The organism is Photobacterium sanguinicancri (assembly GCF_002265265.1).
GTDB classification, from domain to species: Bacteria; Pseudomonadota; Gammaproteobacteria; order Enterobacterales; family Vibrionaceae; genus Photobacterium; species Photobacterium sanguinicancri.
In genome coordinates this window covers 1-11,617 of sequence record NZ_NOIF01000162.1, presented here as the reverse complement: position 1 = coordinate 11,617, position 11,617 = coordinate 1, and the positions used below count along the sequence as shown (strand labels likewise).

Here is an 11,617-nt window from a genome sequence, read left to right as displayed (position 1 = left end):
CTGCGACACTAGCTCAGCTGGTAGAGCGCAACCTTGCCAAGGTTGAGGTCACGAGTTCGAGCCTCGTGTGTCGCTCCAAATTTTGTAAAAGTAGTCACGTTACATTGGCAGACTACTTGTAAGATGGTGTCTAACCGCTCTTATTAAGAGCACATTGGTTAGGAGCATCGCAATAAAGAATTGCGTGCCCTGGTGGTGGAATTGGTAGACACAAGGGATTTAAAATCCCTCGGCGTTCGCGCTGTGCCGGTTCAAGTCCGGCCCGGGGCACCATCTATTAAAGTCTGCATTTATGCAGCAATGCGACACTAGCTCAGCTGGTAGAGCGCAACCTTGCCAAGGTTGAGGTCACGAGTTCGAGCCTCGTGTGTCGCTCCAAATAAGAAGCCTCGTCAGAAATGACGAGGCTTTTTACTGTCTGCGATTTATGATGATATATCTGTTGTTATACGGCACTAGCTTAGTTGGTCGAGTGCGACCTTGCTAAGGTTGAGGTCACGCCTGTTCCTTGAAAATCGGGAGCCTCGTGTGTTGCTCCAAGCTTTCCCCCCAAATACATAGCCCCGTCAGAAATGACGGGGCTTTTTACTGCCTGCGATTTATGACGATACCTGTTGTTATACGGCACTTGCTTAGTAGGTTGAGCGCAACCTTGCCAAGGTTGAGGTCACGCCTGTTCCTTGAAAATCGGGAGCCTCGTGTGTCGCTCCAAGCTTTTCCCCCAAATACATAGCCTCGTCAGAAATGACGGGGCTTTTTACTGCCTGCGATTTATGATGGTATCTCTATTTTCATGCGGAACTGAACTTATTCACCTCCACTCCATCCTTGTCATAAACCACCGAACCGTTTTACAACTTCCCTATGACTGTAAGTGCGACTTACAGAACCTAATTGGTTGTAATGCATTAAATTATTTACCTTAAGTGCTATCTAAACAAAGGTAAGGTTTACGTAATATGAAAACAAAAATCGCAGCACTTTTACTCACCGTATTATTCAGTTCTTCGTCTTGGGCAGTGTGCAGTGGTGGGAATGTCATTACTGATGCTGTCGAAGGCGCTGTTGTCGGTGGTGTTGTAGGCGCAATCGCAGGAGATACAGCAACTGGTGCAGCAGCGGGTAGTGCACTTGGTGTAGTGGGTGGTGCTTATGCTGATGTGGAGTGTGATGATGCAATAACAGATGCCGTTATTGATGAAGTTGAGTACCAAGATGACTTGGATTACATCGAAGCGGATATTCTTCTTAGCGAATAACTCAGTTGAAACGCATAAACGAATGATTACAAACTGTCACTTAAGTTATTGTGATGTAAGTGCCTTTGCCAAGGAGTGGTAAAGGTCGTATCGACATGACAGTCCAGCACCAGCTTTAAAATTGCTAATGGTAAATATCTCATCTTCAGGTTGTTATTCTTGTAACTCTTTTCCGCTTATCATTTAATGTAAACAATCAGTTAACATTTGGTGAGGCGTGTCATGAAGCTTAATTGCGATATGGGAGAAAGTTTTGGCCCTTGGCTTATGGGGCGTGATGATGCTGTTATGCCATGGATCAATATGGCAAATATCGCCTGCGGCTTTCATGCTTCCGATCCTGATGTAATGGCTAAAACGGTTGCTTGTGCTTGTCAGTATGGCGTCGAAATTGGTGCGCATCCTGGTTATAACGACAAGGAAGGGTTTGGCAGGCGAAGTATTCCCCACAGTGCAGAATCTATCACACAGCTGGTGGCGTATCAGGCGGGTGCGTTAAACGCTATTTGCCAATTGCACGGTCAACAAATTAGCTATGTGAAGCCGCATGGTGCTTTATATAACGATATGATGGCGGATGAATCTATTTTTATTGCGATATTAAAAGCGATAGCAGGGATGAATTCAGGATTTATCCCTCCGATAAAGCTCATGGTTTTATCGCGACCTGATAACCAGAACTATCTGCGTATTGCCGAGCAATATAAGGTGGCGTTGTTATTTGAAGCCTTTTCGGATCGTGCTTACACGCCAGAAGGTTTTCTTGTTCCACGTTCTCAGCCTGAAGCGGTTTACCACAATCGCGATCGTATCGTGCAGCAAGCGAAAGAATTTACTCAAGGTTATGTCACAACCTCTGACGGTTCGAAGCTTCAACTCAGAGCGGATTCGCTTTGCGTCCATGGCGATAACGATGCCTCAATCGCCTTAATTCAGACGCTGCATGAGGTGATCAAACCATGATGCGTATTGAGCGAATATCAGAAACAACCTTGATGGTTTATTTTGCTGACAAGATAGATGTTGAGCTAGCGGCTAAAATCGCGCATTACGTTCAACGGATCAAGGAGGTGCTATCACCTGCTGTGGTTGAGATAACCCCATCGTATTGTTCGTTGTTATTACAACTATCCCCTGAACACTGTGCCGAGCCTGAGATAGGGCGATTTATTGCCCAGTTAGAGAAAATCTATCAAGATTGTGATTTTATGGGAAATAGTAAAAAGCTCAGCAAAACAGCTGTATTGCAGGGGAAGCAAATTGTTTTGCCTGTGTATTACGATGTGAGTGTAGGGCCTGATTTAGTGACGGTAGCTGAGCATGCGCAAGTAACGATTGATGAAGTAATCCGTTCTCACAGTCAGCAACGTTATACTGTTTGTGCTATTGGTTTTGCTCCGGGGTTTGCTTTTTTAGCGTCCGTTGATGCGCGTATAGCGACACCTCGTTTAGTAACTCCTCGCCATTTTGTTCCTGCCGGAAGTGTAGGAATAGCGAACGAACAAACGGCCATTTACCCTGCAAATTCTCCTGGGGGATGGCAGATTATTGGTAATTGCCCGCAGTCTCTCTTTGATCCAAATACTGATCCTATGTCACCTTTTGATATTGGTGATCAGGTGCAGTTCGAACCGATCGATCGTCAAACGTATATCGCGCTAGGTGGGCAGTTATGGCAACAATAAATGTACTCAAAGCTGGCATGCATACCTTAATTCAAGATGCAGGGCGATTGGGTGTTGCTGCTGTTGGTTTAAGCCAAGGTGGCGCTGCCGACATGCATGGTTATTGCTGGGCGAATTACTTATTAGCGAATGATGCGAATGCCCCGCAACTCGAAATTACATTTGGTCAGTTAAGTATTACAACAGATGCGAATATTTGTTGTGTATTAACGGGGGCGGATTGCAGTGCGACAATTAGCAGCGAGTCAGTAAATGGCGCTGCAGTTATACCGTGGCAGACATTTGTATTACGCCAGGGTGAAACTCTGTCTTTAGGATATCCTCGAGCTGGATTACGAACATATTTAGCGGTCAAAGGTGGATTCAATGTAGTGCCTGTACGAGGTAGTGTGTCGACAGTAGTACGTAACCAGTTAGGCGGTTTACTGCATGAAAAGCAGCACGGGCAGCAGCAAGGGTTACCTTTAGCCATTGGTGAACAGCTATCTGTTAGCGAGGCGCATCATGTTCCGAAGGGTGACTTTTTGCCACTTTCAGCACCAAGTCGATGTATTCCCGATTACAGCCAACCGTTAGTTTTACGGGTGATTGAATCGTATCAAGCTGAAAAGTTTTCTTCGACGTTTAAAACGCACTTTTATACTAACAGCTATACATTGAGCCCCCACAGTGATCGAATGGGATGCCGTTTTGAAGGTGAGTCGCTAGGGGAAGAAAGCCAAGGGATTATATCAGAAGGGATTGCATATGGTGCTGTGCAGCTACCACCTGATGGGTTACCCATTGTGATGATGAATGACAGGCAAACATTAGGGGGATACCCGAAAATAGGTTGTGTAGCACGTGTAGATATGGCTAAACTGGCTCAATCGCCACCGGGTAAAGTGGTGAGGTTTCAGCGTGGTGATGTCAGTTTGTTAACGCAAGAATGGCAACAGTTTTCGCGCTTCTTTGGTCTGTCTTTTTAGGAGTAGCAATGTATATCTTTGGCTATGGTAGCTTGATCAATGATCATTCCCGTTCACGAACAGGACAAACAGGCCGTGCAACACCAGCAATGGTGAATGGCTTACAGCGTCACTGGAGCAAAGTGGATGGTAGCTACAAAATTTCGCCATTGATTGTCGTTCCTGAAGCAGGGCAATGCAATGGGGTTATTGTCGAGGTAGACAGATCTGCGCTGGCTGAATTTGATAAGCGAGAGCATGGTTATCACCGAATTAAGATTGATAGCCAAGATGTCGCGCTACAAAACTGTGAACAATCACTTGCTGGTGATGTGTGGGTTTACGTGAAAGATGAACCACTCGCACCTTGTGCCGTCCAGCCTATCATGCAGACCTATGTAGATACTGTTTTAGCTGGCTGTTTATCTATCTCTGATTCTTTTGCCGAGTATTTTGTCTCTTCAACCCAAGGTTGGCATCACGCTTTCGAAAATGATCGTCATCAGCCTAAATATGGCAACATGGCAGGGGTTGTTGATGCTCACCTGCCGATTATTGATCAGCTTCTTCGTTCTGTTCGCGTGTAATCCCGATGGCAAAACCAAATAAGAAAGGCCCAACCAAAACCGTAGACGTGTATTGTGCTAATTGTAAAACACAGTTATTTAAATATCGTAAAGGCGGCAAAGGTGCGTTAGTTAAATGTTTTAAAGAACGTATAACAACAGATTTTACGGCTAAAGCCTGTCATTGCCCTCAGTGCGAGACTGAATTTGCGCGAGATACTTTGGTAAGAGGTACGCCAGCCTTTAAAATGATTGGTGGCAAAGTGTTTGCTAAATAATTGAAAAAGCCAGTACTGATTGCTACTGGCTTTTGTTATTCGGGGTATGCTCATTACTTGGTTGGCGTAGCTTTTGCTGAAAGGGTTGGTGGACATTCTTTTTTCATGCTAACCAATTCGGCTTCTAATTTAAGGATATTGCGCTTATATTTTGCTTTGACCAATTGGTAATCAAGGCTCGGTGCAAACCACATATCTATTTGCCTATCGTCTACTTCTGTTTGTCTTACTTTTAAGGTCTCTACCTCACCATAGCGCGTGGTGATTTTTTCTGATCCTAATACTTCAAAGAAATAGTGACTAACCTTGCTTGTACTTTGCATCTTGAAATCAAATTTCGTTTTGCCTTGGATCAGTAATAAGCGAAGTTGTGCACCAAGAGTATCCCCATCAAGCAGAGGGAAATCAGGGTCATTATACTGGGTGGTTTCACCGTCTTTTATAATGGTTGCTTGCTGGCCGTTGGCGCTAAATGTCCCTGTGGCTTTACGTGAAAGTAAGCCCGTTACGCTCTGATTAAAAGAGTGGGTAATAAATGATTGTTGTGCATCAGACCATTCCATTTCGGTTTGGTTTTTGTATTTACTCGAGGTGACTAAAACATCGGCATTCCCGTAGGCATACACTTTTGCTTTATTACCACGCCAATGTACATGTCGAGACAGCGTTCCTACTTTTAGGCCACTGAAGTACAGCTGATAAGTCAGCGTTTTATTGCACTGATGAAGCTCGGGCAAAGGGATGGCTTGCACAGAGAAGTTAGGCGAAAAAAGAAAGATAAGTATGATAAAAAAACGCAAAAAAACCGTCCTAAAAATGAAATTCTAATAATAACGTTAGCAATCTGTGATGTAGCTTGCCACTCAAAATCATAGATTACGATTGGCTATAGTATTACGTGACAGTCAGGTGACGCGAGACATAAAAAAATAACAAAAAAAAGAAGCTAAATCTAACCCTGTTTTTTTCTTATTTTTCAATTGATTAAAATCAACCATACGAATGCTTTGGGATGTGCATTTCAACATACTTTCTAAGGTGTTGTTTTTGTAGCTCTTATCGTTAGTCAGTTGAAATGACGTTTTCATGATGCTTATTTGACGATTTAAAGTCGAGCTTCTATTTTTATTTGGGTTTCTCAAAAGAGGTGAGAGTAATGAAGAGAATGAATTCCGCTTATCGACTTCAAGTGATAAAGGAAGTGGCGATTAGAAAGCAGTTAACGTCGAATAATGATCCGATGGCAAATCATATTTCTCATTTACTCGAAACTCGGGCACATCGTGAAGGAATTGTTGAACAGCATCAGACCTATTCAGATAATCATTTCGATGAGCAGGTCGGCGGTTGGGTCAGTAATCAGTGGGATGCCAAATAGCCCTGTAGAATAACCAAAGGTACGGAAATATGCATGCTCAAGGTTGGTTAGATACTGACTTTGGGCTGTGATCAATTGAATATAATAAGGGAGTGCTGGAACATCTCGTTTGACTAAGGTACATTGCTGCGTCAATAGAATTCAGGTCGACGAATGAACTACGTAGAATTAGATAGTTACACCCGTAAGTGGATCTTCACACACGCTTCTATGCCGGTAGCGGAAGATGATCTCACGCTTATCCGTCCTTTTACCCAAGCACGATCTTCTGATATTTGGCGCGATCATATTAGTCGCCAAAGTCCCGACGCGGATCATTTTGAGAAAGGTGATTGGGCTGCCAATGATGCAATGTGGTCAGCTGCGATTGATTGGCAGAATGCATGGGATAATGACGAGCCTGAATTGCCGCAAGAGGTTCTTGATTTCATTGATTGGGAAGACAATACCACCGTCTTTTTCTGTTACGAGAAATACAACCTTATTGAAACTAAATGGGGCGTGTTTAAACGTAACTGGAAGAATTTCTTATTCTTTGATGATGGTCCAATGCTTATTGGCCGTAAGAAAACACAAGTAATTTGGTTCCAATCAAATGGTACTTGTACGTTAGGCCATCGTGAGAAATAAGCGTTAATATTATTTCCGTGTAGCACTAATTTGTACAGCCTCGCTTTAGCGGGGCTGTTTTGTTTTTATGGGACACACAGTGGTCAGTGGGTTGAAAATAACGACCTTCCCTTTGCCAGTTCTTTTGGCTTCATACATAGCTTTATCGGCTCGTCTTAAAATATCATCCACGTTTTGATACTCACCTGGGTGTACATAGTAACAACCGATACTGGCCCCGAGATTAATGATTTTTTCATCTAGACTCATAGGTTGTTGAAGTTTTAGCAAGATACGCTCGCTTGTCTGTTCCACTTTACTTGAGTCTGCCACATGGTTGAGCACGGTAATAAATTCATCCCCAGACAGCCGCCCTACAATATCTGCCTGCCTAATCGTGCGAGACATACGGGCTGCCACAATCTTTAACACACTATCACCCACATCGTGTCCATAGGTATCATTGATATCTTTAAAGCCATCAAGATCGATAAAGAGCACAGCAAAGATCGTTTGTGTCGTTTGTTGCTGCCCAAGTAAGTTTTGAATATGGGAGTGCAATTTACTTCGATTAGGGAGATTGGTTAATGAGTCATGCGATGCTAAGCGTTCTAGGCGTTCATTCTCTTTAATGAAGCGTAAATCAGACGCCACAATAGCAACCTGACTCTCGCGACTTTGAGGGTCGGTTAGTCGATGCACTCGTAATAATAACGGAATGGTGGAACCGTCTCGGCGTAATTGATGGTATTCACCTTGCCACAAATTACGAGTGTTTAAGTGTTGGCGTACGTGATTTTCGATTAAGCGATAAGACGCCATATCAACTAAACTATGAAAATGTTTGCCAATCACTTCATTATGTTCAAACCCAATTAAGTTTTCAAAAGCAGGGTTTACCATTTCAATAATACCACTTTGGGTCATAACGATAATGGCATCTTGGCTGCTATCAAAAACATTTGCCGCGAGGCGTTGTTGCTTTTGGGCGAGGTGCTGTTTGGTTATATCTTCAATGGCAAATAAGAACTTTTTTTGATGGTAAAGAGGGCGACTCACGATATTAAGTGTGCGTTCGGTGTTTGTATTGGAGCAGTGGCATTTAATCACATAATGGTTGAAATGCTGTTTATTCGATAGCACTAACTGTAGCTGCTGCTTAAAACGTTCAGGTTGTTGTGGATGCAGTAAGGTAACAAAGTTTTGTTTAATAGCACTTCGTTGCGGTACACCAAGAACATCGAAACAAGCATCGTTTGCGAGAGTGATGGTTGCACTTTTATCTATGACTAACAGAGCATGTTGGACAGTTGCAACCACTTCATCTGCAAATACTTTTTCTTGGCTAAATTGATGTAATGTTAGACGTATCTTTTTATCGCGCTCTTGTAATTTTAGCTGCATCTCGTTAAAGCAGCTTGCGAGCTCTCCTAGTTCATCGTTTGTTGTGACTGTTGGGGTGAAGTACTGCTTCGTATCATCGTGAACAATTGATCTCATTGCTTTATTCAGTTCAGCTATTGGCTTTGTTACCCAAGCTTGAAGACGATTGACGATATAGCCACATACGATGAGATAAAGGAGAAAAAGAAATAAGCTGTATTGCAGTTGAGTTATTTGCAGCTGGTGAAGATGTTCGAGTGATACCGCGATAAAAAGGCTTGCTTCACTGTTTGTCGCATAAGCTATAGGGACTTCAAGATACAGCATATAATTCCCAAAATAGGCACCTTGCTGCTTGGCGATAATACGCTGTTGTTCGGTGGGCCTAATGTAATCGATATCATCATTTATATATTTTGCTAGCAGGGAACCATCATTAAGTTCTACTAAGGAAATAGACGCCTCTGCCTTAAATGAAGACAGTATTTCTTGGGCTGCAATTCTGTCATCAAACAGTATGGCAGCGGTGAGATTCATCCCCACACCTTGAGCGAGAATTTCTATTCGGCTGACTAGATTTGCTCGTTCTTTTTTGATAAAAGTTTGGTAGGTTACTACCTGAAAACTTAAAAAAACCAATAAGATGAAGCCCATAATAGGGAGTGACATCCTTTGCCCAAGTGAGAGGCTATTGATCCAGTGGCGCATAGCGACCTCTCGGTATCAATGGTTGCTCTTTTGTGGGGAGATCGAGATCCCTTTGCTGGCTGATGGTAAGGCTGTTCTTGATGATCGAAATACGCAGTAGTTGTGAACTAATGGCCATATTTGCTTGTTTGATGATATCGAGTGCAATGATCGGCCGAATACGTCTTTTGTCGGTGCGTAGTTCGATCATGCCACCATAATCAATAAAATCAGGATAACTACTGATCGTGAGTACGCCAGATAATTTCGGGATGTCGTGGCGGATAGGAAACTGAGATGGACTGATGTATACCAGTTCACATTGCGCTGCTTGGGATAGGTTATCTATATAGTGGAACACGAGTCGTTTATTGGCGGTAAGATCGTTTAATATTAACTGATGCAATGTCTGGCTGATGTTATCAGCACCATAGGCACAGTATTGAATTTGGTGATCCGGTGCTTGAGGCCAACGCACAAAGCTAGCAAAGCGATAGATATAGACCGCCTTGATTTGGTAATCATCATAAGCACTATCTTGCTCGGCTTTAACCCCGCCACTCAATAATAAGCTGGACACAAAAAGTAGCAGCGTTTGCACTGGGTGCTTAAGTGCGTGAGAGTAAACATGATACAGTGCGTGAAAAGAATGCCACATAATCAATCAAAAATCCCATGAACTGCGTAAGTAAGCGGTTTCACCAATTCGAGCTTTGTTGGGCATATCAGAATAAGGCGCCTTATTTAAAGCATCTATAACCAGTTCAACCTTCGGCCATGATGGTTTTTTTTGCCAGGCCAGTCTGACATCGACTGTTGTGACTTCTGGCGCAGAATATGGTTTTGAACCATCGCCGTAAGTGATATCAGAGTCGACACTCGACTTATGCTTAAACCATACATCAAACTGCCAACTTGCATTTATACTCCACAATGACTGAACGGAAAGGTAATGTGCGGGTTGGTGGTTATAGGTCGCTTTCGCCCCGCTCATTGCATCATCAGCACAGCTCATATAATCACTGCAATAAGCCTCGGTATTAATAAAACTATAGCTGGTATTCAATATGTAATCTTGGTGAGGGTGCCAGCGAATAGCTGTTTCAAAACCATAACTGTTTGCATTCAATCTATCACCGAACTCTGTTTGGTGGATGAACAAGTTATTCGGTAAATTTGTACCATCATCACACTGGCCATAGGCACAAACCCAAGGATCACTGCCTGTTTCTAGCATTCTCAGGTTTTGATAATTACTGAAGAAGACAGTGCTATCGATGTTTAGTTCAGGCGTTAGTGATATGCGATGGCCTGCATCTAGAGTGATGACAGATTCATTCTCCATCTCAGGGTTACCCATGGTGAAGAAAAGACCGTCGTAATAGCGATAATTCCCTGAACCTTCATGATCGGCTGCTATTACTTCCCCTAGATGATAACCATCAGTCAGTGACTCAACACTTGCGGGTGTTACTACTGCACGACCAATACCCGCCCAAAACTGCTGTAAAGGCGAGTACTGATAGGTGATGCGGGCTTGAGGCTGAATTTCCGTCGTATTGTTTAAACTGAAATGTTCGACTTTCACGCCTAGGGTTGTCGTAATGTTATCGCTTAGCTGGCTTTCAAGTTGAGTAAACAGGTTATAAATAGCGTCAGTATTGATAGGGTCATTACTGTAGCGTCCGATTGGTTCAAGTTTCGCATAATAATCATCTGTATATGGTGCGACATTGCGATGTATTAAGCGGACACCACCGCCAGTTGTCAATTCATGGCTATCAGTTAGGCGAGTACGTGTTAGCCCATCGAAATTAAGTGTCGAGAACTGTCCTTTAGAAGAGGGCTCAACTTTAGAATTACTATCAGCCCAAATATGCATTTCATAATCGGTTTTATCGTTATTCTGAAACCAATCTACGCTGATGTACCCGCCGCGTGAGTAATCAACCAGCTGGGTGGGGATGAGTTGAGGTGGCGTAACCGCTAGATTATAATTCTCCCAGTAGTGCTCAGAGACATTATGGTACCCACCAAACTGAAGAGTGACTGCATTGCTACCTTGTTGATAGTCAGAGCGAAAACCACCTCGATAGCTACGCCATGGCTCGTCGTTATCATAGTAATAGTCCGACTTTACCCCCTTAACAAAAATGCGCGCAGTGGTGTTTTCATTAAGGGTAAAGCCATGACGGTAGCTGACTTCTTGATAGCTATGTTCACCAGCGGCTATTTCAAGGTGCTGACCTAGGGTTTCTTTACTGCTTTTAGTGATGATGTTAATTACGCCATTTGTCGCATTGCCGCCCCACATAGTTCCAGCAGTACCACGTAGGATCTCGATTCGATCAATGTCTGACATCACCATATCGACAGTGTGCCAAAAAGTCCCTGACATTAACGGACTAAAAACACTTCGACCATCGACCATGACTAATGCTTTATTAAACAGCACCTCGTTAAGGCCACGAATAGACACTTGCCAGTTATATTCACTTATTTTGTTCACTGTCACGCCAGGTGCGAGCGCTAGCGCATCGGCAACAGAGCGAGCACCGCTGCGTATAATTTGTTCACTCGAAATAACATAGATAGCGGCAGGTACCTCTGAGATGTTTTGGCTCTTTTTTGCCGCAGAGGTGACGGTTGTCTCAATGTTAGATAGTTCATCAAGGCTTAGTGAGATAAGTGCATTAAGTTCTAATGGTTGTTTATCTGCATGTGCGAAAGCGATGCTTGAAAATAAAGCAAGAAAGTAAAAGGGGAAAGATAAACGCGCCGTAATAACCACAGGAGAAACATTGCCTAAATAAGTTATTGAGTGA

The 11,617-nt window shown here is 43.3% G+C and carries 12 protein-coding genes and 3 tRNA genes; 11 read left to right on the top strand and 4 right to left on the bottom strand.

From position 1 onward, the window contains the following. The first annotated feature begins 2 nt into the window (after window positions 1–2). From ASV53_RS19025 to ASV53_RS18985, 9 genes are all read left to right on the top strand, one after another. Window positions 3–78 (top strand) — tRNA-Gly (locus tag ASV53_RS19025). A 108-nt stretch (window positions 79–186) separates the two neighbouring features. Further along, window positions 187–273: transfer RNA gene (locus ASV53_RS19020), tRNA-Leu, on the top strand. Between the two features lie 29 nt (window positions 274–302). Continuing rightward, window positions 303–378, top strand: a tRNA-Gly gene (locus ASV53_RS19015). Between the two features lie 581 nt (window positions 379–959). Next, the gene (locus ASV53_RS19010; RefSeq protein ID WP_094958240.1) at window positions 960–1,259 is read left to right on the top strand and encodes a YMGG-like glycine zipper-containing protein; all 300 of its coding nucleotides are present in this window, start codon (window positions 960–962) and stop codon (window positions 1,257–1,259) included. 222 nt (window positions 1,260–1,481) lie between these two features. Continuing rightward, window positions 1,482–2,222, top strand: coding sequence for a 5-oxoprolinase subunit PxpA (locus ASV53_RS19005; protein ID WP_094958239.1), 741 nt, complete (start codon window positions 1,482–1,484; stop codon window positions 2,220–2,222). Further along, window positions 2,219–2,944, top strand: a complete 726-nt coding sequence (gene pxpB / locus ASV53_RS19000) for a 5-oxoprolinase subunit PxpB (RefSeq protein ID WP_094958238.1) — start codon at window positions 2,219–2,221, stop codon at window positions 2,942–2,944. Before ASV53_RS19005 ends, pxpB begins: the two co-directional genes overlap by 4 nt. Further along, window positions 2,932–3,912, top strand: a complete 981-nt coding sequence (locus tag ASV53_RS18995; protein WP_094958237.1) for a 5-oxoprolinase subunit C family protein — start codon at window positions 2,932–2,934, stop codon at window positions 3,910–3,912. The genes pxpB and ASV53_RS18995 overlap by 13 nt, the downstream gene beginning before the upstream one ends. 8 nt (window positions 3,913–3,920) lie before the next feature. After that, on the top strand, window positions 3,921–4,478 hold the full coding sequence (locus tag ASV53_RS18990) for a gamma-glutamylcyclotransferase family protein (RefSeq protein ID WP_094958236.1): 558 nt from the start codon (window positions 3,921–3,923) through the stop codon (window positions 4,476–4,478). 5 nt (window positions 4,479–4,483) lie between these two features. Then, window positions 4,484–4,735: a hypothetical protein gene (locus tag ASV53_RS18985; protein ID WP_094958235.1), complete on the top strand. Its 252-nt coding sequence runs from the start codon at window positions 4,484–4,486 to the stop codon at window positions 4,733–4,735. A 53-nt stretch (window positions 4,736–4,788) separates the two neighbouring features. Here the strand turns inward: ASV53_RS18985 and ASV53_RS18980 are convergent, their stop codons facing one another. Next, window positions 4,789–5,535, bottom strand: a complete 747-nt coding sequence (locus ASV53_RS18980; protein WP_189337915.1) for a DUF3108 domain-containing protein — start codon at window positions 5,533–5,535, stop codon at window positions 4,789–4,791. A gap of 356 nt (window positions 5,536–5,891) precedes the next feature. Here ASV53_RS18980 and ASV53_RS18970 point away from each other — a divergent pair, with 356 nt between their 5' ends. Together ASV53_RS18970 and ASV53_RS18965 are read left to right on the top strand one after the other, a co-directional pair. Next, window positions 5,892–6,113, top strand: coding sequence for a hypothetical protein (locus tag ASV53_RS18970; RefSeq protein WP_062690818.1), 222 nt, complete (start codon window positions 5,892–5,894; stop codon window positions 6,111–6,113). A gap of 153 nt (window positions 6,114–6,266) precedes the next feature. After that, entirely contained in the window at window positions 6,267–6,743 is a 477-nt protein-coding gene (locus ASV53_RS18965) for a DUF2947 domain-containing protein (protein ID WP_062690819.1), read from the top strand. Between the two features lie 45 nt (window positions 6,744–6,788). On the opposite strand, the gene ASV53_RS18960 is transcribed toward ASV53_RS18965, so the two are convergent. The 3 genes from ASV53_RS18960 to ASV53_RS18950 all read right to left on the bottom strand — a co-directional run. After that, a complete protein-coding gene (locus ASV53_RS18960; protein ID WP_275657114.1) occupies window positions 6,789–8,759 on the bottom strand; it encodes a diguanylate cyclase domain-containing protein in 1,971 nt (656 codons plus the stop codon). A 34-nt stretch (window positions 8,760–8,793) separates the two neighbouring features. Further along, window positions 8,794–9,450 (bottom strand): YfiR family protein, encoded by a 657-nt coding sequence (locus ASV53_RS18955; RefSeq protein ID WP_141226278.1) that lies wholly within the window; start codon window positions 9,448–9,450, stop codon window positions 8,794–8,796. A gap of 6 nt (window positions 9,451–9,456) precedes the next feature. Next, window positions 9,457–11,617: TonB-dependent receptor plug domain-containing protein (locus ASV53_RS18950; protein WP_338091422.1), on the bottom strand; the 2,161-nt coding region annotated here is incomplete at its 5' end.